This is a genomic window from Paracoccus fistulariae (assembly GCF_028553785.1).
Classification (GTDB): domain Bacteria; phylum Pseudomonadota; class Alphaproteobacteria; order Rhodobacterales; family Rhodobacteraceae; genus Paracoccus; species Paracoccus fistulariae.
Genome location: NZ_CP067136.1, coordinates 794,631 through 819,551, shown reverse-complemented (window position 1 = coordinate 819,551; position 24,921 = coordinate 794,631). Strand labels below are relative to the sequence as shown.

The following is a 24,921-nucleotide window of genomic DNA, read 5'->3' as shown; positions in this document are numbered from 1 at the left end:
AAGAGGTGTAGCCATGATATCTTTCTTTGCCGGTCTGGGGACCGGGCTTTCGCTGATCGTCGCCATCGGGGCGCAGAATGCCTTTGTGCTGAAACAGGGGATCCTGCGGCAGCATGTGTTCTGGGTCTGCCTGTTCTGTGCGCTGTCGGACGCCATTCTGGTCGCCTTCGGCGTCGCGGGCATGTCAATTTTGGCCGAGAGCATGCCCTGGTTTGCGCAGGCGTTGAAATGGGGCGGGGTGGCCTTCCTGCTGTGGTACGGGGCCAAATCCTTTCGCGCGGCGCTGAGTGGCGGTGATGCGCTGCGGCCCGAGGGGCGGCGCGCGGGGCTGGCCACCACCATGCTGACGGTCGCCGCGATCACCTGGCTGAACCCGCATGTCTGGCTGGATACGGTGGTGCTGCTGGGGGCGGTTGCCTCGCAATGGCCGAACAAGCTGGATTTCGCCCTTGGCGCCATGAGCGGGTCCGTGCTGTTCTTCTTTGCCCTTGGCTATGGCGCGCGATTGCTGGCGCCGGTCTTTGCCCGGCCGCGCGCCTGGACCGTGCTGGAGATCTGCGTGGGGATTGTCATGTGGTCGATTGCGCTGAAGCTGATCATCGGCTAGGCCAAGGGCAGGCAACCCCCGGACAGGTAGTTAACCATGGATCGCGAGACGCGGCAGGATCTGATTGGCATTGGCTGGATGCTGGTGACGGGGTTCTGTTTCGTCACCGTGAACGCCATCGTGCGCGGCCTTGACGGCGCATTGCCCGCGCCGCAATCGGCCTTTATCCGCTTTTGCTATGGCATCATCTTTCTGGGCCCCGTGCTGCTGCCCGCGCTGCGGCAGGGGTTCAGCCCGCGGATCTGGCGGCTGTTTGCCGGGCGCGGGGCGTTGCATGTGGTGGCGGTGATCGGCTGGTTCTATGCCATGTCGCGCATCACCATTGCCGAGGTGACGGCCATCGGATTTCTCAACCCCATCGTCGTCACGGTCGGCGCCGCGATCTTCATGGGAGAGCGGCTGGCCTCGCGCCGGATCATCGCGGTCTGCGTCGCGGTTCTGGGCGCGCTGATCGTGCTGCGCCCTGGGATCCGGCCGCTGGATCCGGGGCATCTGTCGCAGGTGCTGGCCTCGATCTGCTTCGGGCTGTCCTATCTGTTGGCCAAGCGTATCTCGGCCGAGGTGCCCGCAGCCCTCGTGGTGGCGATGATGTCGCTGACGGTGACCATCGGGCTGGCGCCGATCGCCTATGCGGTCTGGGTGCCGCCGACGGTCGAGCAGGTGATCTGGCTGGGGCTGGTCGCGGTCTTTGCGACGCTTGGGCATTACACCATGACCCGCGCCTTTGCGGCCGCGCCGCTGACGGTGACGCAGCCGGTTACCTTTCTGCAACTGATCTGGGCCAGCCTGATCGGCGTGGTGCTGTTTCACGAGCCTCTGGATGGCTGGGTGATCCTGGGCGGCGGGCTGATGATCGGGGCGATCAGCTATATCACCTGGCGCGAGGCGCGGATCCGGGCGCGGACCAAGACGCCGCCCGTGGCGGCGACGAAGGAATAAGCCGCCCGGAGTTTTCCGGCCGGTCCAGAGGTCGCGGCTTCTGGCAAAAACCGGCACTGGGCGCGGGAGTGCGCAGGAAAACGGGTCTGCTGCGTCCGCCGGAGCATTGGCCCGGCCCGACGCGGTGACGCACCACACCCATCCTGCGTGTCAGTCAGCCTTTGTCGTCAGATCCTCGGCCAGCATCAGCGCATTTCCGTCCGGGTCATAAAACGTCGCGGTTTTCACCATGCCGTCAACGACGATTGTCTCGCCATCAAATCTGACATGTGCCTGTTCCAGCTTCTGCCGTGCCGAATCCAGATCCGCGATGCCAAAGACGGGCACGCAATTTCCCGGCGCGGGTTCCGTATGTTCACCAAGTCCGATGGTCACGCCCGCCGTGTTGGTCCCGAGTTCGGACCATCCCACATCATCCGCGTGGTAGATCAGGTCAAAGCCAAGCATGGCCGCATACCAATCGGCGCTGGCATGCCGATCCGTGACCGACATCGAAAATGTGATGTTGGTATCCAGAGAAATCAGGGACATGCTGTTTCCTTTTAATTTAAATGATAGTAACTATACTTTATGGACATAAAGCTGCTTGTCAACATCACATCAAGGGCATGGGCTATCCCCATCCTCGCAAGCCTCCACAGCGGGGCTGCCGGGCGTCAGGCCGTGCTTTTGGCGGCGACCGGCGCAAGCAGGACGGCTTTTGCGCAAAGCATGGACCATCTGATCGCAATCGGCCTGATGGAGCGTAATCCCGGCCACGGCCATCCGCTGCGCCCAGAGTTTCGCCTGACACAGCAGGGCATCGCCGCAGCGGCGGTCGCGGCGCGGATCCGGGACGTCTCGGGTAACGATGCCTGGGATCTGCTGCGCCGCTCGTGGACCCTGCCGGTGTTGACGGCGGTTCACAGGCCAAGCCATTTCAATGATATCAAGCGCGGGCTGGGCACGATCACGGATCGTGCCTTGTCGCAATCCTTGAAATCGATGGAGGCGCGAAGCTGGGTTCATCGCAGTATTGACGAACGCGCGCGCCCTCCCAGATCGGTTTACTGCGCTGTGAACGCGGGCAGAGAGATCAGCGCGGTGACGGCGCCGGAGATTACTTTTGCCTGACGGGCGATCCCATGATTATGGCGCGGTGGTCTGCGCGCCCGAAGAACGACCGGCGCCCGCCTGCGTTGCACGCAAGGCGGGCGTCACGCATGAGCGCGTCAAGTCAGCCCTGACACGCTCATGCGGCAGAAATACTCAGCCCCCGGCGATCAGCGGTTCGGCCACAGCGGCGCGTGCCGGTTCACATCCTTGTAAAGCAGATAGCGGAACGGCCCCGGACCGCCGGCATAACAGGCCTGCGGGCAGAAGGCGCGCAGCCACATGTAATCGCCCGGGCCGACCTCGACCCAGTCGCGGTTCAGGCGATAGACGGCCTTGCCCTCGATCACGAAAAGCCCATGCTCCATCACATGGGTTTCGGCAAAGGGGATCGAGCCGCCGGGTTTGAAGGTCACCACGGTGATATGCATGTCGTGACGCAGATCGGCGGGGTCCATGAAGCGCGTCGTGGCCCAGGCGCCATCCGTATCGGGCATGGGCGAGGGCGGGATATCCTGTTCCTGCAGGACGATGGGATCGGGTTTATCGACCCCGTTGCAGGGCTGCCAGCGCTTGCGCCACCAGTGGAAACCGGCCGGGCCCGCCGTCACATTGCGCACGGTCCAGGGCATGCCGGGCGGGATATAGGCAAAGCCGCCCGGTTTCAGCAGATGATCGGTGCCATCGATGGTGACCTGCATATCGCCGCCGGTGACGAAAATGGCATGCTGCACCTCGGGGTCGTCATCGGGCCGGTCGCTGCCGCCACCCTCGGCCAGTTCCACGATATACTGGCTGAAGGTTTCGGCAAAACCGCTCAGCGGTCGCGCCAGCATCCACATCCGCATGCCGTCCCAGCCGGGCAGGAAAGAGGTCACGATATCGCGCATCACCGTGCGCGGGATCACCGCATAGGCGTCGGTAAAGACCGCCGTATCCGTGGTCAGCCCGGTCTGCGGCGGCAGGCCCGCGACGGGACCGGCATAGGGCACGCGCCCGGCCTGTTCTTCGGGGATCGTGGCGACATCGCCGGTGGGTGCCCCCTTGGGTGGTTGATCATTCATTTCATGGCCTCCTTCAGACGCAATTCGGCAATGCGCATGACCTGCTTCTCGGCCTCGCTGCGCTCGGTTCGGGTATCATTGGCGACGCGGCGGCGCATGGCATCGTGGATGCCCGCCTTGTCATGGTCGCGCACGGCGATGATGAAGGGGAAACCGTGCTTGGCGGTATAGTCGTCATTCAACCGGGTGAAATCGGCGCGTTCCTGATCGGTCAGGCTGTCCAGCCCGGCGCTGGCCTGTTCGGCGGTGCTGTCCGCGGTCAGCCGCTTGGCCTGTGCCAGCTTTCCGGCCAGATCGGGATGGGCAATCAGCACATCCAGCCGCTCCTGATCCGAGGCGCTGCGAAACACCTGCGCCATCCGCGCGGCCAGCCCGGCGGCGCTGTCATGCACCGCGCCCATTTCCCCGTCCCAGACCCGTTCCGCAATCCAGGGCGAATGTTCGTAGATGCCGCCAAAGCGGGTGACGAAGTCATCCCGCTCCATTCGTGAAGGCTGCAGTTCTTGCGGCCTGAACGGATGGACCTTTGCCCAATGCCGGGCAATATCCAGACGGCTCGCGAACCAGACCCCCTCATGCGCGCGGGCGTGGTCAAGGAAACGCTGGATCGCCATGGCCCGGCCCGGGCGACCCGCAAGGCGGCAATGCAGCCCGATCGACATCATCTTCGGCGCCCCGGCCTGACCCTCGGCATAAAGCAGGTCGAAACTGTCGCGCAGATAGTCGAAGAACTCGACCCCGGTGCCAAAGCCCTGACCGCTGGAAAAGCGCATGTCATTGGCATCCATCGTATAGGGCACCATCAGCTGCGGCTTGCCCTCATGCACATGCCAATAGGGCAGGTCATCGGCAATCGTATCGGCCAGATAGGCAAAGCCGCCTTCCTCGCAGCCAAGCGCCACCGTGTTCATCGAGGTGCGGCCCTGATAGAAGCCATGGGGCCGCTCGCCGGTCACCGCCTCATGCAACCGGATGGCCTCGGCGATATGCCGGGCCTCGACCTCGCGCGGGACGTCGCGGTAATCGATCCATTTCAGCCCGTGGGTGGCGATTTCCCAACCTGCTTCCTGCATGGCGGCGACCTGCTCGGGCGCGCGCTCCAGCGCGGTGGCGACGCCGTAGACGGTGATGGGCAGATCCTTCAGCATCCGGTGCAGGCGCCAGAATCCGGCCCGCGCGCCATAGTCATAGATGGATTCCATGTTCCAGTGCCGCTGGCCGGGCCAGGGCTGGGCGCCGATGATCTCGGACAGGAAGGCTTCCGAGGCCGCATCACCATGTTCGATGCTGTTCTCGCCGCCTTCCTCGTAATTCATCACGATCTGGACCGCGATCTTCGCGCCGCCGGGCCATTGCGGATCTGGAGTCTTTTCGCCATATCCTCGCATATCGCGGCTGTAGCGCATCATCATGTCCCTTATTCCAGCTTCATCTTAAAGAAAGCCCGCAACCGTTCCCGCGCACAAGTCGCCAGATCGAAATGCTGTATCTACGAATCAAATAAGATCGCGCCGGTTTCAAGGGATCGTTGAAAGACTTGCGGGCCTGGGGTCATTGTGATCGCCAAAAGCCGGACCATAAGCTTCCCTATCAGCGGCACATACCGCGCGGAGGGAGGAATATGGAAAATTACTTCAAGCTGTCCCAGCATGGCAGCAATGTCAGGACCGAGGTGATCGCAGGCATCACCACCTTCCTGACCATGGCCTATATCATCTTCGTGAACCCGGACATCCTGTCCAGCACCGGCATGGATCGCGATGCGGTCTTTATCGCCACCTGTCTGGCGGCGGCCATCGGGTCCGCAGTGATGGGGCTTTGGGCGAACTGGCCGATCGGCATGGCGCCGGGCATGGGGCTGAACGCCTTCTTTGCCTTTACCGTCGTGGGCGCGATGGGCTTTACCTGGCAACAGGCGCTTGGCGCGGTCTTCATCTCGGGGGTGATCTTCCTGTTTCTGTCGGTGACGGGCATCCGCCGCTGGCTGATCGCGGGGATTCCCACCTCGATGCGCAGCGGCGTGGCAGCGGGGATCGGGATGTTCCTGGCCATCATCGCGATGCAATCCTCGGGGCTGGTGGTGGACAACCCGGCCACGCTGGTGGGCCTGGGCGATCTGACCGCACCCGGCACCTTGCTGACCATTGCGGGCTTTTTCATCATCGTCGCGCTGGACGCGCTGCAGGTGAAGGGCGCGATCCTGATCGGGATTCTGGTCATCACCATCGCCTCGATCCTGCTGGGCGTCAGCGAGTTCGGCGGCATTATCTCGGCGCCGCCCTCGATTGCGCCGACCTTCATGCAGCTGGATGTGATGGGGGCGCTGTCCTATGGCATTTTCAACGTCGTGCTGGTGATGGTGCTGGTCGAGATCTTCGATGCCACCGGCACCCTGATCGGGGTGGCCAAGCGGGCCGGGCTGCTGGCCGAGGGGCCGACCCATCAGAACCCCAATCTGGGCCGCGCGCTGATGGCGGATTCGACCGCGATCACGGTGGGCTCGATCCTGGGCACCTCATCGACCACCGCCTATGTCGAAAGCGCCTCGGGCGTGCAGGCGGGCGGACGCACCGGGCTGACCGCGCTGGTCGTGGCCGCGCTGTTCCTGCTGGCGACCTTCTTTGCGCCGCTGGCCGGGTCGGTGCCGCCCTATGCCACCGCGCCGGCGCTGCTTTTCGTGGCGACGCTGATGATGCGCGAACTGGTCGAGGTGAACTGGGATGACGTGACCGAGGCCGCGCCGGCCGCGCTGACCGCGCTGGCCATGCCGCTGACCTATTCCATCGCGACGGGTCTGGCCTTCGGCTTTATCAGCTATGCGCTGATCAAGCTGCTGACGGGCCGGGCCTCGCAGGTCCATGCCGCGACCTGGATCATCGCCGGGCTGTTCGTGATCAAATTCGCCTTCTTCGGTGGCCACTGATGAAATCGCGCCCCGGTGCTGCCGGGGCGCGAATGCACCTTATGCGGCGCCCAGCGTCTGCGACAGTTCCTGCGCCGCCGCCGAGACCGCCGCGCCCAATGTCTTGATATGCTCGGATCCGATCCGATGCGACGGCCCGCTGACCGAGATCCCGGCAACCGCCGCCCCCGACAGATCAAAGACCGGTGCCGCGATGCAGCGCATACCACGGGTGCGCTCCTCATCGTCAAAGGAGAAACCGCGGGCGCGGGTGCGGGCGATATCGGCATCCAGCATCTCGGCCGTGGTCAGGGTCTTGTCGGTGAATTTCGTCAGCCCTTGCCCCTGCAGCAGCGTCGCGCGCATCTCGGGCGCGCCAAAGGCCAGCAGCGCCTTGCCGATCCCCGAGGCATGCAAGGGCGAGCGCGTTCCCGGCGGAAAGAAGGCACGAATGGTTTCCTGCGTCTCGACCTGGCTGAGGAACATGACCGAATCGCCGTTGAGGATGCCCAGATTGGCGGTTTCGCCGGTATGCTCCATCAGCCCGCGCAGGATCGGGCGGGCGCGTTCGACGATGCCGGACCGCCGCATGAAGGCCGATCCCAGCCGGAAGGTGGCAGGCCCGATGGTCCAGGCCTGCGTGGCCGGGTCGCTTTCGACCATGCCGCGTGCCGCCAGCGAATGCAGCAGACGATGCACCGTCGAGGGCGACTGCTCCATCTGCTCTGCCACCTCGCTCAGCGTCAGCCCCTTGTTGGCGGCCAGCAGGTCCAGCATGTCCAGCGCCCGGTCCAACACCTGCACGGTGCCGACATTGTCCTTGGCGCTGCGCGGGCGGCCTCTTTTTCGGGACGGTTCAGCCATTTTATACCTCCGGTATAGAAAGAATAGCAGAAACGACGAAAATCGCCATTTGCCTTGGAAAAAGCCAAGCCCCTGTTCAGGGACGGTATTTTCGCCTTTTACCCAAAATGGAAAACTTTTCCAGAAAAATTGTGCCGAAGGCTTGCACCCGCTATCGTTGAGATAGCAAAGGAGGATGCGCCATGACTAGCCAGAACCCTATCTTTATTCCCGGCCCGACCAATATTCCCGAAGTGCTGCGCAAGGCGGTGGACATGCCCACCATCGACCATCGCAGCCCGGTCTTCGGCAAGATCCTGCATCCCGCCCTTGACGGGGTAAAGCAGGTCCTGAAAACCACCGAGGGGCAGGTTTTCGTCTTTCCCTCGACCGGCACAGGTGGCTGGGAAACCGCCATTACCAATACGCTGTCGCCGGGCGACAAGGTGCTGGCCACCCGCAACGGCATGTTCAGCCATCGCTGGATCGACATGTGCCAGCGGCACGGGCTGGACGTTCAGGTCGTCATGCAGGAATGGGGCGAGGGCGTTCCCGCCGACCGGTTCGAGGAAATCCTGACCGCCGACAAGAATCACGAAATCAAGGTGGTTCTGGCGACGCATAACGAGACCGCCACGGGCGTGAAATCCGATATCGCGGCGGTGCGCCGTGCGCTGGATGCAGCGAACCACCCCGCGATGCTGTTTGTCGACGGGGTCAGTTCGATCGGGTCGATGGATTTCCGCATGGATGAATGGGGCGTCGATGTCGCCATCACCGGCTCTCAAAAGGGCTTCATGCTGCCACCGGGCCTGGCCATCATCGGCTTTTCGCCCAAGGCGATGGATGCGGTGAAGGGCGCGAAGCTGCCCCGGACCTTCTTTGACATTCGCGATATGGCCAAGACCTATGCCAATAACGGCTTCCCCTATACGCCGCCTGTCGGCCTGCTGAACGGGCTGAAACTCTCGACCGAGATGCTGCTGGATGAGGGGTTGGAGAATGTCTTTGCCCGCCATCACCGCATTGCCGAGGGCGTGCGTCAGGCGGTCCGGGCCTGGGGGCTGGAACTGTGCGCTGTTCGTCCCGAACTTTATTCCGACAGCATCACCGCGATCAGAACGCCCGAGGGCTTTGACGCCAACCGCATCGTCAGCCATGCGCTGAACACCTATGATGTCGCGTTCGGCACCGGTCTGGGCGATGTCGCGGGCAAGGTGTTCCGCATCGGCCATCTGGGCAGCCTGACCGATGTGATGGCCCTGTCTGGGATCGCCACCGCCGAGATGGTCATGGCCGATCTGGGCTTGCCGATCACGCTGGGCAGCGGCGTCGCCGCCGCGCAAGAGCATTACCGCAACAGCACGCAAGCCGCACAGAAGGCAGCGGCGTGATGAAGGATCAGCCCATGTATATTCCGACGCTGGACGACATGCTGGCCGCGCGCCAGCGGATCGAGCCCCATGTGCACCGCACCCCGGTGCTGACCTCGCGTATGCTGAACGAACTCAGCGGCGCGGAACTGTTCTTCAAATGCGAAAACCTGCAAAAGGCCGGCGCCTTCAAGGCGCGCGGCGCCAGCAATGCGGTCTTCGGCCTGTCGGATGAGCAGGCGGCCAAGGGCGTCGCCACCCATTCCAGTGGCAATCACGGCACCTGCCTGGCCTATGCCGCCGGACGTCGCGGCGTGCCCTGTACCGTCGTCATGCCCCATACCGCGCCGCAGGCCAAAAAGGACGCGGTGCGCGGCTATGGCGCGCGGGTGGTGGAAAGCGAACCCTCGACCAGCAGCCGCGAGGCCGTCTTTGCCGAGGTCGTGGCCGAAACCGGCGCCGAATTCGTCCATCCCTATAACGATCCGCGCGTGATCGCGGGGCAGGGCACCTGCTCTGCCGAACTGATCGAACAGGTTACGGATCTGGACGCGGTGATTGCCCCCATCGGTGGCGGTGGCATGGTCTCGGGCACCTGCCTGACGCTGTCGAACCTTGCCCCCGGCATCAAGATATACGCGGCCGAGCCGGAACAGGCAGATGATGCCTATCGCAGCTTCAAGGCGGGCCATATCATCGCCGATGACGCGCCCCAGACCATCGCGGATGGTCTGAAAGTGCCGCTGAAGGATCTGACCTGGCATTTCGTCAGTAATCACGTCACCGATATCCTGACGGCCTCGGAGGAAGAGATCGTCGATGCGATGAAGCTGATCTGGAAGCGCATGAAGATCGTGATGGAGCCGTCCAGCGCCGTGCCGCTGGCGACCATCCTGAAGAACCCTGACGTTTTTGCCGGCAAACGTGTCGGCGTCATCATCACCGGCGGCAATGTCGACCTGGACAAGCTGCCCTGGAACTGAGGAGAAAGTCGATGAACGCACCTGCGAATTTCAAAGATCTGGAAGTTGGTTATGACGTTCCCGCGCTGCCGGGCATGGACGAATCCGAGATCCAGACACCCTGCCTGATCCTCGATCTGGACGCGCTGGAAAACAATATCCGCAAGATGGGCGATTACGCCAAGGCGCATGGCATGCGCCATCGCAGTCACGGCAAGATGCACAAATCCGTCGATGTGCAGAAGCTGCAGGAAAGCCTGGGCGGGTCGGTCGGCGTCTGCTGCCAGAAGGTCAGCGAGGCCGAGGTCTTTGCCCGTGGCGGGATCAAGGATGTGCTGGTTACCAATGAGGTCCGCGATCCGCTGAAGATCGACCGTCTGGCGCGTCTGCCCAAGCTGGGATCGACCGTGACCGTCTGCGTCGATGATGTCAGCAATATCGCCGACCTGTCGGCTGCGGCTGAAAAGCATGGGACCGAGCTGGGCATCTTCGTGGAAATCGACTGCGGCGCCGGGCGCTGTGGGGTCAAGACCGCCGATGCCGTGGTCGAGATCGCCAAGGCGGCCGAAGCCGCGCCGAACCTGACCTTCAAGGGCATTCAGGCCTATCAGGGCGCGATGCAGCATCTGGACAGCTACGCCGACCGCAAGGCCAAGCTGGATGCCGCCGTTGCCCAGGTGCAAGAGGCCGTCGATGCGCTGAAGGCCGAGGGGCTGGAGCCTGAATTCGTCTCGGGCGGTGGCACGGGCTCTTATTATTTCGAAAGCAATTCGGGCGTTTACAACGAATTGCAATGCGGTTCTTACGCCTTCATGGATGCCGATTATGGCCGGATCCACGACAAGGACGGCAACCGGATCGATCAGGGCGAATGGGAAAACTCGCTGTTCATCCTGACCTCGGTCATGAGCCATGCAAAGCCCGATCTGGCGGTTTGCGATGCCGGCCTGAAAGCGCAATCCGTGGATAGCGGCTTGCCCTTCATCTATGGCCGCGACGATGTGAAATACATCAAATGCAGCGACGAACATGGCGTGATCGAGGACAAGGACGGCGTGCTGAAGGTCAATGACAAGCTGCGCCTTGTTCCGGGCCATTGCGATCCGACCTGCAACGTCCATGACTGGTATGTCGGCGTCCGCAACGGCAAGGTGGAAACCGTCTGGCCGGTCAGCGCACGCGGAAAGGCCTATTGATGTGGATCGTTCCTGAGAAGGAAATCGCGGGGCTGATGACGCCCGAGGCGGCTTTCGACGCGGTGGAATCGGTCTTTGCAGCCATGGCACGCGGGGATGCCTATAACTTCCCCGTCGTGCGCGAGGCGATTGGCCACAAGGACGCGCTTTACGGCTTCAAGGGCGGTTTTGATGCCAGCGGCCTGTCGTTGGGCCTGAAAGCCGGGGGCTATTGGCCGCATAACCACGAACAGGGGCTGATCAATCACCAGTCCACCGTGTTCCTGTTCGATCCCGATACCGGGCGCGTCAGCGCAGCCGTGGGTGGCAATCTGCTGACCGCGCTGCGCACGGCGGCGGCCAGTGCGGTGTCGATCAAATACCTGGCCCCGGAAGGGGCCAGCGTACTGGGCATGATCGGGGCGGGCCATCAGGCCGCCTTCCAGATGCGCACGGCGCTGCGCTTTGGCAGCTTCGACAGGGTGATCGGCTGGAACATCCATCCCGAGATGCTGTCGCGTCTTGCCGATGTCGCATCGGAAATGGGCGTGCCCTTCGAGGCCGTGGAACTGGATCAACTGGGTCAGCAGGCGGATGTGATCATCTCGATCACGTCCTCTTTCGATCCGATCCTGATGGATGCCCATGTCAGCGGCCCGACCCATATTGCGGCGATGGGCACTGACACCAAGGGCAAGCAGGAACTTGATCCGGCGCTGGTCGCGCGGGCGGCGTTGTTCACCGACGAAATCGCCCAATCGCTGAGCATCGGAGAGTTTCAGCACGCCGCCGCGCAGAAGGCCATTTCCGAGGAGGACGTGACCGCATTGGGCAAAGTCATCAACGGGGATCACCCCGGGCGTGGCGATGCCGAGGTCACGATTTTCGATGGCACCGGGGTCGGTCTGCAGGATCTTGCGGTCGCGGCGGCCGTGGTCGAACTGGCGAAACAACAAGGCAAGGCAATCGAAGTCGAGATTTGATCAAGATCTGACATCCGTGGAAAGGGAGGTCCGCAATGTCTGATGCAAGCAACCATGCGAGCATTTCACAAACCGTTCATCCGGTGGACGAGATTTTGCCCACCGGCAAATTATTCACATTGGGTTTTCAGCATGTTCTGGTGATGTATGCGGGGGCCGTTGCGGTTCCGCTGATCGTCGGGCGCGCGCTGCAACTGTCGCCCGAGGAGGTGGCCTTTCTGATCTCGGCCGACCTCTTTGTCTGCGGCATCGTGTCGATCATCCAAAGCTTTGGCGCCACGCAATATTTCGGCATCAAGCTGCCGGTGATGATGGGGGTGACCTTTGCCTCGGTGGGGCCGATGGTCGCCATTGCCCAGGCCAGCCCGGGGCATGAGGGGGCGCGCGCGCTGTTCGGATCCATCATTGCCGCGGGCCTGATCGGCATTCTGATCGCACCGCTGATCAGCAAGATGCTGCGCTTTTTCCCGCCGGTGGTGACGGGAACGCTGATCCTGACCATCGGGATCAGCCTGATGCCCATCGGCATCAACTGGATCTTCGGTCTGCCCGTCGGCCCGACCGCGCCGCAGATCGTCGCCCCGGAAGCGGCGGCATGGCTGGATGCCGCGCGTCTGGCCGGCGAGGTGCCCGACAGTGTGCAGCTTGCCGCGACGGTGAATAACCCGGCCTATGCCTCGTGGAACAATATCGTCATCGCCATTCTGGTCTTGGGGACGATCCTGCTGGTGTCCCGTTTCGCGACGGGCTTTCTGGCCAATATCGCGGTGCTTGTCGGCATCGCCGTGGGGGGCGTCACCGCTGCGGTTCTGGGCATGATGCATTTCGACAAGATCAGCGAGGCAAGCTGGTTCGCCGTCATCAAGCCGCTGCATTTCGGCATGCCCACCTTTGACCCGATCATGATCCTGACCATGGTTCTGGTGATGATCGTGACCCTGATCGAATCGACGGGCATGTTCCTGGCGCTCAGCGATATCTGCAAACGTCCGCTGGATCAGAAATCCTTGGCGGCGGGGCTGCGCGCGGATGGTCTGGGCACCATGATCGGGGGGCTTTTCAACACCTTTCCCTATACCTCGTTCAGCCAGAATGTCGGGCTGGTCGGCGTCACCGGCATCCGCTCTCGCTTTGTCTGCGTGGCGGGTGGGGTGATCATGATCGTGCTGGGCCTGATCCCGAAGATGGGTGCGCTGGTCGAAAGCCTGCCCACCACGGTTCTGGGCGGTGCGGGTCTGGTGATGTTCGGGATGGTGGCGGCGACGGGCATCCGGATCCTGTCGCGCGTCGATTTCGCGTCCAACCGGCACAATATGTTCATCGTCGCGATTTCGGTGGGCATCGGCATGATCCCGATGGTGGCGCCGAATTTCAACCAGTGGATGCCCCATGCCATCCACCCGCTGATCCATTCGGGCATCCTTCTGGCGGCGGTGTCGGCGGTGCTGCTGAACTACTACTATAACGGCGCGCCCGATATCGACGAAGCCGAGGTGCGCGAGGCAGGCCATGTCGCCGATACCCACTGACCGGCTGCTGATCCGCAATGCGGAGGTGGTCGTCACCATGGATGACGACCGGCAAGAGCTGCCGAACGGGGATATCCTGATCGAGAACGGAAAAATCGTCGCGGTGGGCCAGGGCCTGCCGCGCGATGCTGTTGAGGTGGTGGATGCCACCGGCTGCGTCGTCACGCCCGGTCTGGTCAACACCCATCACCACCTGTTCCAGACCCTGACCCGCGCCGTTCCGGCGGCGCAGGATGCGGCGCTCTTCGGCTGGCTGAAAACGCTCTATCCAATCTGGGCGCGGATGCGGCCCGAGGATATCCGCCTCTCTGCCGAAATCGGGCTGGCAGAGCTGGCAATGTCAGGCTGCACCTGTTCCTCGGACCATTTGTATATGTTTCCGAACGGCGCGCGGCTTGATGACAGCATCGAGGCCGCGCAGAGGATCGGCATCCGCTTCACAGCGACGCGCGGGGCGATGTCGATTGGCGAAAGCAAGGGCGGCCTGCCGCCCGATGCGCTGGTCGAGGATGAGGCCGCGATCCTGAAAGACAGCGCCCGCGTCGTCGAGGCCTTCCACGATCCGCGCGAGGGGGCGATGGTGCAGGTCGCGCTGGCGCCCTGTTCGCCCTTTTCCGTCAGCCGAGAGCTGATGCGCGATGCCGCGATCCTGGCGCGTGACAAGGGCGTCCGGCTGCACACCCATCTTGCCGAAAATGACGAGGATATCCGCTATTCGCTGGAAAATTTCGGCATGTTGCCCGGCGATTATGCGGAAAGCCTTGGCTGGACGGGGGATGATGTCTGGCATGCCCATTGCGTCAAGCTGTCGGGCGATGAGATCGACCTTTTCGCGCGAACCGGAACGGGTGTCGCCCATTGCCCCTGTTCCAATGCCCGTCTGGCCAGCGGCATCGCCCCGGTGCGGCAGATGCGCGATGCGGGCGTGCCGGTGGGGCTTGGGGTGGATGGCTCGGCCTCGAATGACAGCAGCCATCTGGGGCTGGAGGCGCGACAGGCCATGCTGGTTGCGCGGCTGCGCGATGGTCCGGCGGCGCTTGGCGCGCGCGAGGCGCTGGAGATCGCGACGCTGGGCGGGGCGCGGGTTCTGGGTCGGCGCGATATCGGCGCGCTGAAACCCGGCATGCAGGCGGATCTGGTGTTGTGGGACGTCAGCGAACTGCCGACTGCCGGGCAGTGGGATCCGGTTGCCGCGCTGATCTTCTGCGCGCCTCTGCGTCCGCGTGCGGTCTATGTCGGGGGCAGGGCGGTGGTCCGCGATCACCGCCTGACGACCGCCGATCCGCGCGATCTGCGTATCAGGGCCGGGCAGGCGGTGGCGCGGCTGGCGGGCTGATTCCCCGCCAATCGCGCATCGATTATAAACGAAATCTTTAGACTGCCTTGCCGACACCCCCTCTCGCATAGCCCGAAAACTTGGCTATCAAGAAGTGAGAGAGATAGAAGGGGAGGCCTTGATGCCAGGTTATCTGACAACCCATGTTCTGGACACGGCCCGCGGACGTCCGGCACAGGGAATGGAGATCGTGCTGTTCCGCCTGCAGGGCGATCAGCGGACCGAGCTTGCACGGATGCGCACCAATAACGATGGCCGCACGGACAGCCAGATCCTGCCGGAAGCGGATTTCAAAACCGGCATTTACGAATTGGAATTCCACGCCGGCGCCTGGATGGACGCCACCGGCGTCGCGGCCGAGGAGCCGCGTTTTCTGGACGTGATCCCGATCCGCTTTGGCATGTCGCAGCAGGACCATTACCATGTGCCGCTGCTGATTTCCCCCTTCGGATTTTCAACCTATCGGGGGAGCTGAGCGATGATCCCCGATTATATCGTCATCTGGGAATGGCTGTCCTTTGCCATCCGCTGGACCCATGTGATCACCGCCATCGCCTGGATCGGATCCTCGTTCTATTTCGTGGCGCTGGATCTGGGTCTGCTGAAGGTGCCCGGCCTGCCCAAGGGCGCCCATGGCGAGGAATGGCAGGTCCATGGCGGCGGCTTCTATCACATCCAGAAATATCTGGTCGCGCCCGAACGCATGCCCGAGCATCTGACCTGGTTCAAATGGGAAAGCTACATGACCTGGATCAGCGGCGCGGCGCTGCTGATGGTCACCTATTGGGCGGGGGCGAACCTGTATCTGGTCGATCCGGCCAAGATGGATCTGGCGATCTGGCAGGCGATCCTGATTTCCGGCGGCTCGCTGGCGGTCGGCTGGCTGATCTATGACACGCTGTGCAAATCCCCGCTGGGGGAGCGTCCCACGGTGCTGATGCTGCTGCTGTTCGTGGCGCTGGTCATCATGGGATGGGGCTATGACCAGGTCTTTACAGGGCGCGCCGCGCTGCTGCATCTGGGCGCCTTCACGGCGACGATCATGACCGCGAATGTGTTTCTGGTGATCATGCCGAACCAGCGTATCGTGGTGGCCGATCTGAAGGCCGGGCGCGCGCCGGACCCGAAATATGGCAAGATCGCCAAGCTGCGGTCGACCCATAACAACTACCTGACGCTGCCGGTCATCTTCCTGATGCTGTCGAACCATTACCCGCTTGCCTTCGCCAGCGACTATAACTGGTTGATCGCGGCGCTGATCTTTCTGATGGGCGTGACCATCCGGCATTTCTTCAACACCATGCATGCCCGCAAGGGAGACCTGTGGTGGACCTGGGCCGTCACCGCGATCCTGTTTGTCGCGATCATGTGGATCAGCTCTCTGGGGCTGAACCAGGACAGCTATGACGAGGCGCAGGCCCGGCCGATGACCGCAACCGAAACCCGCTTTGCCCAGGCGGCGGGTTTCGAGGATGTCGCCGATATCGTCATGGGCCGCTGTTCGATGTGCCACGCGCGCGAACCGGTCTATGAAGGCATCTACCATGCCCCCAAGGGTGTCTTTCTTGAGACGCCCAAGGATGTCGCCCGCTATGCCAAAGAGATCTATGTGCAGGCGGGCCTGACCGATGCCATGCCGCCCGCCAATGTCAGCTTCATGGAGCCCGAGGAACGCAGCAAGGTCATCCGCTGGTTTCGCGGTGTCGGCGGCACGCAGGTTGCCGCCAACTGAACCCGGATCGACCGGAATGCCCGGTCACCCTCCGATCCGGTCCGGCCCGGTGATCCCGCCCTTTCTCCGGGCGGGATCGCCGGGTCAAAAGACTTTCTTCAGCTCTCGCACGGCGTAATCGGCGAACATGCGGACCTTGGGATCCTGCAGGCGCCGATGCGGTGTCAGACAGCCGAACTGGGCCGGAACGGGCGGGGTGTCGGGCAGGATCTCGACCAGCCTGCCCGATTTCAGATCCGGGGCGACCTCGTAGCGGGGGCGATTGGCAATACCCTCTCCGCTCAGCGCCCAGCCGGTCAGCACATCGCCGTCATCCGTGTCGAACTTGCCCGTCACCATCATCTTGCGCGGCCCGTCCTCGGTCTGCAGCGACCAGTAGAATTCTGGGCTGCGCGGATAGCGCAGCAACAGGCAGTTATGCCCGGTCAGATCCTCGGGGGTGCGCGGGGTGCCATGTGCGCGCAGATAATCGGGCGAGGCGACCAGCACGCGCGGCGCCTCGGCGATCTTGCGCCATTTCAGCGCGGAATCGGCAGGCTCGCCCAGAAAAAACGCCAGATCGATCGCATCCTCGACGATATTCACATTGCGATCCGACAGCCGCAGGCGGAACTCGACACCCGGATTTTCCGCGCAGAAACCGGGGATCAGCGGCGCGATCAGCCGCCGTCCAAGGCCCAGCGGCGCGGTCAGCCGGATCACCCCCTGCGGGCGGCTGGAAAAGGTCGAGACCATCGCCTCTGCCTCTTCCAGCGTGTCGATGACGCGGCGGGCATGGTCATAGAAGGCGCGCCCGATCTCGGTCGGGGTCAGCTTGCGCGTGGTACGGTTCAGCAGCCGGACACCAAAGCGATTTTCAAGATCCTTGATTCGGTTCGAGGCCACGGCCGGCGACAGGCGCAGATCGCGCCCGCCAGAGGTGATCGAGCCAAGCTCGACAACGCGAACAAAAACGCGGAGGCTTTCTAAATAGGACATTTTGATGGGTCGCTTTCAAGGATTCGTGTAAAGTCTTCCGTGTTGCGACAGATTTCGCAATGGTTTTTTCCGTCCTAAGCTGACTGCCGGGTTCACAGCCAAGAGGAATGCCATGACGCCCCAGATGCGTTTTCTGCTGAATGATCAAGAGATTGTCCTGACCGATGTCGGGCCCTCCGATACGTTGCTGGATCATTTGCGCATTGCCCGCCGCCTGACCGGAACCAAGGAAGGCTGCGCCGAGGGCGATTGCGGCGCCTGCACCGTGCTTCTGGGACGGCTGACCGGGACCGGGCTGGTCTATGAACCGATCAATGCCTGCATCCGCTTTCTGGCCTCGTGCCACGGCACCCATGTCGTCACGATCGAGCATTTGAAATCGCCCGAAGGCGGGCTGCACCCGGTTCAGGCGGCGATGGTTGAAAATCACGGCAGCCAATGCGGTTTCTGCACGCCGGGCATCGTGATGTCGCTTTACGGGCTGTGGATGAGCAATCCCGACGCCGGCGTGACCGAGATCGAGACCGCCCTGCAGGGCAATCTGTGCCGCTGCACCGGATATGAGCCGATCATCAAGGCCGCCTTGCAGGCAGGTCGCGCGGGCGGTCAGGCGCAGGACGCACTGAGCGCCGAACGCGACAGCGTGCGGGCGCGCCTGCAGGCGATGCAGGGCCAGCGGATCGAGCTGACGCGCGACGGCGAACGCGCCATCATCCCCGCCAATGACGACGATCTGGCCGGGCTGCTGCTGGCCGAGCCCGGGGCGACGCTGGTGTCGGGCGCCACCGATGTGGGCCTGTGGGTGACGAAATTCCTGCGCGATATCTCTCCCGCGATTTTCATTGGCCATCTGATGAAGGGGATCACGGTCAGCGATGACCAGATCCGGCTGGGCGCGGGCGTGACCTATAGCGAGGCCGTCCCGGTCTTTCGCGATTATCTGCTGCAGGCCCATGATTACCTGCTGCGCATCGGCGGCTGGCAGGTGCGCAACATGGGCACCATCGGCGGCAATATCGCCAATGGCTCTCCCATCGGGGACAGCCCGCCGCTGCTGATCGCGCTTGGCGCGCGGATCGTGCTGCGCAAGGGCGATGACCGGCGCGAACTCGCGCTGGAGGATTACTTCATCGACTATGGCAAACAGGACCGCGCCCCCGGCGAATTCGTCGAAGAGGTGATCATTCCGCGACAGCCGGGCGCCCTGATCGCCGCCTACAAGATCTCGAAACGCCGCGACAGCGATATCACCGCCGTCGCCGCGGCCTTCTGCCTGCGCGTCGAAGGTGATGTCATCACCGAGGCCCGGGTCGCCTTTGGCGGCATGGCCGGGATCCCCAAACGCGCCACCGCAGCCGAGGCTGCCCTGACCGGCCAGCCCTTTGCCGCTGACAGCTTCAACGCCGCCGCAAGCGCCGTGGCGCAGGATTTCCAGCCGCTCAGCGACTGGCGCGCCAGTGCCGAATATCGCAGCAGCGTCGCCGCCAACCTGTTCCGCCGCTTCTGGCTGGAACATAGCGAACCGGATCTGCCGGTCCGCCTGCAATATGCCGTGGGAGAGTGAGCATGAAAGACGACACCACCATTCGCGGTCTGGCCCATAGCGACACGATCCACGATTCCGCCATCAAGCAGGTGCAGGGTCTGGCCGATTACACCGATGACCTGAACGAGCCTGCGGGCCTGCTGCACGCCTATCTGGGCCTGTCCAGCTGCGCACATGGCCGGATCGCCTCGCTGGATCTGGACGCGGTGCGCCGCAGCCCCGGCGTGATCGACGTGATGACCGCCGCCGATATTCCGGGCGAAAATGACGTCTCGCCCAATGGCAAGCATGACGATCCGATCCTGGCGGATGGCAAGGTGCTGTTCTGGGGCCAGCCGGTCTTTGCGGTGATCGCCGAAACCCGCGATCAGGCCCGCCGCGCCGCCGCCAAGGCAAAGATCGAATATGAGGAACTGCCCCATGCGCTGGATCCGATGGCCGCGCTTGAGGCGGATATGGGCTATGTCACCGAACCGCTGACCCTGCGGCGCGGCGATGCCGATCGGGGCATGGCCGCCGCACCGCGCCGCATCAAGGGGCGCTTTGCCATTGGCGGGCAGGATCACTTCTATCTGGAAGGCCAGATCGCGATGGCCGTCCCCGGCGAGGATGACGAGGTCACGATCAATGTCTCGACCCAGCACCCCTCCGAAGTGCAGCATATGGTCGCCCATGCGCTGCAGGTGCCCTCGCATTCCGTGGTGGTGAATGTGCGCCGCATGGGGGGCGGTTTCGGTGGCAAGGAAACGCAGATGAACCTGTTCGCCTGCATTGCCGCGATTGCCGCGAAGAAATGGAAGCGGGCGGTGAAAATCCGGCCCGACCGCGATGACGACATGACCGCCACCGGCAAACGCCACGATTTCGTCGTCGATTACGAGGTCGGCTTTGACGATCAGGGCAGGATCCTGGCGGTGCAGGGCGACTGGTACGCGCGCTGCGGCTTTTCGGCCGATCTGTCCGGCCCGGTGACGGATCGCGCGCTGTTTCACGCCGATAATGCCTATTACTATCCCGATGTCCGGGTCAGCAGCCATCCGATGCGCACCAACACCGTCAGCAACACCGCCTTTCGCGGCTTTGGCGGCCCGCAAGGGGTGATCGTGGCCGAACGGATGATCGAGGAAATCGCCTATGCGCTTGGCCGCGATCCGTTGGAGATCCGCAAGCTGAACCTCTATCAGAACGGCCAGCTGACCCCCTACCATCAAGAGGTCACCGATCAGATCCTGCCGCGCATCTTTCAGGAACTGGAAGCCAGCAGCGATTATCAGGCCCGGCGGCAGGCGGTGCTGGACTGGAACGCAAAGGGCGGCACCATCCGCAAGGGGATCGCGCTGACACCGGTGAAATTCGGCATCAGCTTTACCGCCACCTGGTTCAATCAGGCAGGCGCCCTGATCCATATCTATAATGACGGCTCCATCGCGCTGAACCATGGCGGGACCGAGATGGGGCAGGGCCTGAACACCAAGGTCGCGCAGGTCGTGGCCGAGGCCTTCCAATGCGATATCAGCCGCATCAAGATCACCCGCACCACGACCGAAAAGGTGCCCAATACCTCGGCCACGGCCGCCTCTTCCGGCACGGACCTCAACGGCATGGCGGCGCTGGATGCGGCCAATCAGATCAAGGCGCGGTTGGTCGAATTCGTCGCCGAACGCTGGCAGGTCGCGCCCGATCTGGTGACATTCGTGCCGGGTCACATCGTCGCGGGCGATCATCGCGTGCCCTTCGATGAGGCGATCAAGGCCGCCTATATGGCGCGGATCCACCTGTCGGCTGCGGGCTTTTACAAGACGCCGCAGATCCATTGGGACCGCGCCACGGGCAAGGGGCGACCCTTCTATTACTACGCCTATGGCGCCGCGGTCTCCGAAGTGTCAGTCGATACGCTGACCGGTGAATATGTGATCGACCGCAGCGATGTCATCCACGATGTCGGCCGCAGCCTGAACCCGGCGATTGACCGTGGCCAGGTCGAAGGCGCCTTCGTGCAGGGCACCGGCTGGCTGACCTGCGAGGAACTGTGGTGGGACGACAAGGGGCAGCTGCGCACCCATGCCCCCTCGACCTACAAGATCCCGCTGGCCTCGGACAAGCCGCGTATCTTCAATGTCCGGCTGGCCGACTGGTCGGAAAACAGCGAACGCACCATCAAGCGCAGCAAGGCCGTGGGCGAGCCGCCCTTCATGCTGGGCATCTCGGTCTTCGAGGCGCTGAACATGGCTGTGGCCTCCTTCACCGATTACCGCGAACCTGCCCGGCTCGATGCGCCTGCCACGCCCGAACGCGTGCTGATGGCCATCGAAAAGCTGCGCCCATGATCCGTGTCCGGGTCATCAGCGCGCGCGGCTCGACCCCGCGTGAGGCGGGGGCCGAGATGATCGTGACCGCCGATCGCGTCAGCGGCACGATCGGCGGCGGGCAGATGGAATATATGGCCATCGACCGCGCCCGCCAGATGCTGCGGCGGGCCGAGGATCGGGTGCAGATGGACATCCCGCTTGGCCCCGAAATCGGCCAATGCTGCGGCGGGCGGGTGCTGCTGGAACTGGATCGCGGCACGCCCAAGGCCGAGGACCTGCCCGATGCGCTGATCTTCGGCGCGGGCCATGTCGGCCGCGCTCTGGCCCGCGCCCTGCTGCCGCTGCCGGTAAAACCGCTGCTGATCGACAGCCGCGCGGACGAACTGGCCTTGGCCGATCCCGCCATTCCCGCCCATCTGACCCCGCTGCCGGAATCGCTGATCCGCAGCGCCCGCCCGGGCAGTGCGGTGATCATCCTGACCCATGACCACGCGCTGGATTTCCTGCTGGCGGCCGAGGCGCTGCAACATCCCCATCTCAGCTATATCGGCATGATCGGCAGCGCCACGAAACGCGCGCAATTCACCCGCTTTGCCCGCCAGCGCCAGCTTGATCCGTCACAGCTGATCTGCCCCATCGGCGCAGGTTTCAGCCCCGACAAGCGCCCCGCCGTCATCGCCGCCTTCACCGCCGCCGAATTGACCGCGCGGCTGACTGCCACATCTTTTGTGAAAAAATATCCATGCAACAGCTGATCCGGGGCCGTGTCCTCGACTTTCATGCCGATCCGGCCGAAACGGACGAAAATCACCGCTACCTCGAAGACGGTGCGATCCTGATCGAGGATGGACGCATCCGCGCCGTGGGCGATCACGCCGATCTGGCCCGGCCCGACCTGCCCGAAATCGACCATCACCCGAACCTGATCCTGCCGGGCTTCATCGATACCCATATCCATTTCCCGCAGGTTCAGGTGATCGGATCCTGGGGCGCGCAGCTTCTGGACTGGCTGAACACCTATACCTTCCCCGAAGAGGCGCGCTTTGGCCAGCAGGGTCACGCGGGCGCGATGGCCGGGGCTTTTCTGGACCTGCTGACGGCACATGGCACGACCACGGCAGTCGCCTTCTGCTCTGTCCATCCCGAAAGCGCCGAGGCGTTGTTCTCTGCCGCCGAGGCCCGGAATATGGCGATGATCGCGGGCAAGGTGATGATGGACCGCAATGCCCCCGAAGCCGTGCTGGACACGCCGCAATCGGGCTATGACGACAGCAAGGCTCTGCTGGAAAAATGGCACGGGCGCGGGCGTCAGCGCTATGCCATCACGCCGCGCTTCGCCATCACATCGACCCCCGAACAGCTGGAGATGACGGGCCAACTGGCGCGGGAATATCCCGATTGCCATATCCAGACCCACCTGTCCGAAAATCTTGAGGAAATCGACTACACCCTCAGCCTTTATCCAAAGGCGCGCGATTATCTGGACATCTACGAAACATACGGCCTGCTTTCGGACAGGCTGCTTCTGGGCCATTCGATCCACCTGCGCGACCGCGAAATCCGGCGCATGGCCGAAACCGGCAGCCGGGCGGTGTTCTGCCCGACCTCGAACCTGTTTCTGGGATCGGGTCTGTTCGATGAGGCCGGGCTGCGCGCCGCGGGCGTGGTCAGCGGCGTGGCCACCGATGTCGGCGGCGGCACCAGCTATTCCATGCTGCAGACGCTGAACGAAGGCTACAAGATCCTGCAATTGCGCGGGCAGAAGCTGCACCCGCTGTCAGCCTTTCACTGGGCCACGCGCGGCAATGCGCTGGCGCTTGGGATGCAGGACCGGATCGGCACGCTGGCACCCGGATCGGATGCCGATCTGGTCGTTCTGGACGCGCAGGCGACCCCGGCCATGGCGCTGCGGATGCAACGCGCACAGACCCTGGCCGAGGAATTGTTCATCCTGCAGATCATGGGCGACGACCGCGCGATTGCGCAAACCTATGTCGCGGGGCAGCCGATGAAGGCGGAATAGCACCATTTTGATCCGGTCACTTCCCGTCGGGATCGCTTCTGGGTAATGTGCCGGAAAATTTGCGTCTGTAAGGAAGTTGGTCATGGTTAAAATCACGCCTGTTTTGATGGCAGGGGGATCGGGAACGCGGCTGTGGCCGGTATCGCGCAAAAGCTTTCCCAAGCAATTCGCGCCGCTGACCGGGAAAGAGACGCTGTTTCAGGCCTCGGCCCGGCGCCTGTCGGGTCCGGGCTATGCCGATCCCATCGTGATGACCAATGCCGATTTCCGCTTCATCGTGGCCGAGCAGTTGGACCAGATCCAGATCGCGCCCGGCGCCATCGCCATCGAACCGGCGGGGCGCAACACCGCGCCGGCGGTGCTTGCGGCGGCGCTGATGGTGGCGCGGCAGGATCCGGCGCAATTGCTGCTGGTGGCGCCGTCGGATCACGTGATCCCGGATGCCGATGCCTTTGCCGCCGCGGTTCAGCAGGGCATCGCCCCCGCGACCACGGGGCGCATCGTCACCTTCGGCATCACCCCCGACCGGCCCGAAACCGGCTATGGCTATCTGGAACTGGCCGGGCAGGGCGACGGCCCGCAGCCGCTGGCGCGCTTTGTCGAAAAACCCGATGCCGACCGCGCGGCCCAGATGCTGGCCGCCGGTAATTTCCTGTGGAATGCGGGGATTTTCCTGTTCAGCGCCCAGACCATGATCGACGCGTTCCGCGCCCATGCCCCCGAATATCTGGAGCCGGTGCAGGCCGCCATCGATCAGGCGCGCGACGATATCGGCTTTCTGCGTCTGGCCCGCGACCCGTGGGAAGGGCTGCCCGATCTGTCCATCGACTATGCGGTGATGGAAAAGGCCGACAACCTGACCGTCGTGCGCTTTTCGGACCGCTGGTCCGATCTGGGCGGATGGGATGCGCTGTGGCGCGAGGAACTGATCTCGACCCCTTCCGATGCGGGCGTGGTCACCGATGATCACTCCACCGCCATCGATTGCGAAGATGTGCTGCTACGATCGGATAGCGACGATATCGAGGTGGTCGGGATCGGGCTGAAGGACACGATGGTCGTTGCGACCTCGGATGCGGTGCTGGTGGCCGATAAATCCCGCGCGCAGGATGTGCGGCAGGCGGTTCAGGTGCTGAAATCCAGGGGCCGCAAACAGGCAGAGGCCTTTCCCCGCGATCACCGCCCCTGGGGCTGGTTCGAGACGCTGGCCCTGGCCGACCGCTTTCAGGTCAAGCGGATCGTGGTCAAGCCGGGCGCCGCGCTGTCGCTGCAAAGCCATGTCCACCGCTCGGAACATTGGATCGTGGTGTCGGGCACGGCCCGCGTGACGGTGGATGAAACGGTGACGCTGGTGACGGAAAACCAGTCGATCTATGTGCCGCTGGGCGCGGTCCACCGGATGGAGAATCCCGGCAAGGTGCCGATGGTCCTGATCGAGGTGCAGACCGGCAGCTATCTGGGCGAAGATGACATTATCCGGTACGAGGATGTCTATTCCCGCGACAGTTCGGACTGAACGCAAAAAGCC

The 24,921-nt window shown here is 63.4% G+C and carries 22 protein-coding genes; 17 read left to right on the top strand and 5 right to left on the bottom strand.

Annotation, left to right across the window (positions count from 1 at the left end; genetic code table 11):
- Positions 1-13 precede the first annotated feature (13 nt).
- Together JHX87_RS04090 and JHX87_RS04085 are read left to right on the top strand one after the other, a co-directional pair.
- Positions 14-607, top strand: a complete 594-nt coding sequence (locus JHX87_RS04090; RefSeq protein ID WP_271882570.1) for a LysE/ArgO family amino acid transporter — start codon at positions 14-16, stop codon at positions 605-607.
- A 36-nt stretch (positions 608-643) separates the two neighbouring features.
- Positions 644-1,546: a DMT family transporter gene (locus JHX87_RS04085; RefSeq protein WP_271882568.1), complete on the top strand. Its 903-nt coding sequence runs from the start codon at positions 644-646 to the stop codon at positions 1,544-1,546.
- Between the two features lie 150 nt (positions 1,547-1,696).
- Here the strand turns inward: JHX87_RS04085 and JHX87_RS04080 are convergent, their stop codons facing one another.
- A complete protein-coding gene (locus tag JHX87_RS04080) occupies positions 1,697-2,077 on the bottom strand; it encodes a VOC family protein (protein ID WP_271882566.1) in 381 nt (126 codons plus the stop codon).
- A gap of 180 nt (positions 2,078-2,257) precedes the next feature.
- On the opposite strand from JHX87_RS04080, the gene JHX87_RS04075 reads away from it, so the two are divergent.
- Positions 2,258-2,659 (top strand): winged helix-turn-helix transcriptional regulator, encoded by a 402-nt coding sequence (locus JHX87_RS04075; RefSeq protein ID WP_334220868.1) that lies wholly within the window; start codon positions 2,258-2,260, stop codon positions 2,657-2,659.
- A gap of 149 nt (positions 2,660-2,808) precedes the next feature.
- Here JHX87_RS04075 and JHX87_RS04070 read toward each other — a convergent pair whose 3' ends face one another.
- Both JHX87_RS04070 and puuE read right to left on the bottom strand, forming a co-directional pair.
- Positions 2,809-3,702 (bottom strand): bifunctional allantoicase/(S)-ureidoglycine aminohydrolase, encoded by an 894-nt coding sequence (locus JHX87_RS04070; RefSeq protein ID WP_271882562.1) that lies wholly within the window; start codon positions 3,700-3,702, stop codon positions 2,809-2,811.
- Complete coding sequence (puuE, locus tag JHX87_RS04065; protein ID WP_377776018.1) at positions 3,699-5,111, bottom strand: allantoinase PuuE; 1,413 nt, start codon at positions 5,109-5,111, stop codon at positions 3,699-3,701. Before puuE ends, JHX87_RS04070 begins: the two co-directional genes overlap by 4 nt.
- Positions 5,112-5,323: 212 nt before the next feature.
- Here puuE and JHX87_RS04060 point away from each other — a divergent pair, with 212 nt between their 5' ends.
- The gene (locus tag JHX87_RS04060) at positions 5,324-6,625 is read left to right on the top strand and encodes an NCS2 family permease (protein ID WP_271882560.1); all 1,302 of its coding nucleotides are present in this window, start codon (positions 5,324-5,326) and stop codon (positions 6,623-6,625) included.
- 39 nt (positions 6,626-6,664) lie between these two features.
- On the opposite strand, the gene bhcR is transcribed toward JHX87_RS04060, so the two are convergent.
- The gene (gene bhcR / locus JHX87_RS04055; protein ID WP_271882557.1) at positions 6,665-7,468 is read right to left on the bottom strand and encodes an HTH-type transcriptional regulator BhcR; all 804 of its coding nucleotides are present in this window, start codon (positions 7,466-7,468) and stop codon (positions 6,665-6,667) included.
- A 182-nt stretch (positions 7,469-7,650) separates the two neighbouring features.
- Here bhcR and bhcA point away from each other — a divergent pair, with 182 nt between their 5' ends.
- The 8 genes from bhcA to JHX87_RS04015 all read left to right on the top strand — a co-directional run bounded on the left by bhcA (position 7,651) and on the right by JHX87_RS04015 (position 16,537).
- Positions 7,651-8,841 carry an L-aspartate--glyoxylate aminotransferase BhcA gene (gene bhcA / locus JHX87_RS04050; protein WP_271882555.1) on the top strand — a complete coding sequence of 397 codons (1,191 nt, stop codon included), beginning with the start codon at positions 7,651-7,653 and terminating at the stop codon, positions 8,839-8,841.
- Positions 8,841-9,803, top strand: coding sequence for a beta-hydroxyaspartate dehydratase BhcB (bhcB, locus tag JHX87_RS04045; RefSeq protein ID WP_271882553.1), 963 nt, complete (start codon positions 8,841-8,843; stop codon positions 9,801-9,803). Before bhcA ends, bhcB begins: the two co-directional genes overlap by 1 nt.
- An 11-nt stretch (positions 9,804-9,814) precedes the next feature.
- A complete protein-coding gene (bhcC, locus tag JHX87_RS04040) occupies positions 9,815-10,978 on the top strand; it encodes a 3-hydroxy-D-aspartate aldolase BhcC (RefSeq protein WP_271882551.1) in 1,164 nt (387 codons plus the stop codon).
- A complete protein-coding gene (bhcD, locus tag JHX87_RS04035; RefSeq protein ID WP_271882549.1) occupies positions 10,978-11,940 on the top strand; it encodes an iminosuccinate reductase BhcD in 963 nt (320 codons plus the stop codon). The genes bhcC and bhcD overlap by 1 nt, the downstream gene beginning before the upstream one ends.
- 35 nt (positions 11,941-11,975) lie before the next feature.
- Positions 11,976-13,469, top strand: a complete 1,494-nt coding sequence (locus JHX87_RS04030) for a nucleobase:cation symporter-2 family protein (RefSeq protein ID WP_271882548.1) — start codon at positions 11,976-11,978, stop codon at positions 13,467-13,469.
- Entirely contained in the window at positions 13,450-14,805 is a 1,356-nt protein-coding gene (locus JHX87_RS04025) for an 8-oxoguanine deaminase (protein ID WP_271882546.1), read from the top strand. Before JHX87_RS04030 ends, JHX87_RS04025 begins: the two co-directional genes overlap by 20 nt.
- Before the next feature lie 121 nt (positions 14,806-14,926).
- Positions 14,927-15,280, top strand: a complete 354-nt coding sequence (gene uraH, locus JHX87_RS04020) for a hydroxyisourate hydrolase (protein WP_271882545.1) — start codon at positions 14,927-14,929, stop codon at positions 15,278-15,280.
- Between the two features lie 3 nt (positions 15,281-15,283).
- Complete coding sequence (locus JHX87_RS04015; protein ID WP_377776002.1) at positions 15,284-16,537, top strand: urate hydroxylase PuuD; 1,254 nt, start codon at positions 15,284-15,286, stop codon at positions 16,535-16,537.
- Between the two features lie 84 nt (positions 16,538-16,621).
- Here the strand turns inward: JHX87_RS04015 and JHX87_RS04010 are convergent, their stop codons facing one another.
- Positions 16,622-17,515 carry a LysR family transcriptional regulator gene (locus JHX87_RS04010; protein WP_271882544.1) on the bottom strand — a complete coding sequence of 298 codons (894 nt, stop codon included), beginning with the start codon at positions 17,513-17,515 and terminating at the stop codon, positions 16,622-16,624.
- Between the two features lie 112 nt (positions 17,516-17,627).
- Between JHX87_RS04010 and xdhA the strand changes: the two genes are divergently transcribed.
- The 5 genes from xdhA (at position 17,628) to JHX87_RS03985 (ending at position 24,909) form a co-directional block, all read left to right on the top strand.
- Positions 17,628-19,079 carry a xanthine dehydrogenase small subunit gene (gene xdhA / locus JHX87_RS04005; RefSeq protein ID WP_271882542.1) on the top strand — a complete coding sequence of 484 codons (1,452 nt, stop codon included), beginning with the start codon at positions 17,628-17,630 and terminating at the stop codon, positions 19,077-19,079.
- 2 nt (positions 19,080-19,081) lie between these two features.
- Positions 19,082-21,388 carry a xanthine dehydrogenase molybdopterin binding subunit gene (gene xdhB / locus JHX87_RS04000; RefSeq protein ID WP_271882540.1) on the top strand — a complete coding sequence of 769 codons (2,307 nt, stop codon included), beginning with the start codon at positions 19,082-19,084 and terminating at the stop codon, positions 21,386-21,388.
- A complete protein-coding gene (gene xdhC / locus JHX87_RS03995; protein WP_271882538.1) occupies positions 21,385-22,125 on the top strand; it encodes a xanthine dehydrogenase accessory protein XdhC in 741 nt (246 codons plus the stop codon). Before xdhB ends, xdhC begins: the two co-directional genes overlap by 4 nt.
- Positions 22,113-23,393, top strand: a complete 1,281-nt coding sequence (gene guaD, locus JHX87_RS03990) for a guanine deaminase (protein ID WP_271882536.1) — start codon at positions 22,113-22,115, stop codon at positions 23,391-23,393. Before xdhC ends, guaD begins: the two co-directional genes overlap by 13 nt.
- Positions 23,394-23,475: 82 nt before the next feature.
- Positions 23,476-24,909 carry a mannose-1-phosphate guanylyltransferase/mannose-6-phosphate isomerase gene (locus JHX87_RS03985; RefSeq protein ID WP_271882534.1) on the top strand — a complete coding sequence of 478 codons (1,434 nt, stop codon included), beginning with the start codon at positions 23,476-23,478 and terminating at the stop codon, positions 24,907-24,909.
- The last annotated feature ends 12 nt before the right edge of the window (positions 24,910-24,921 follow it).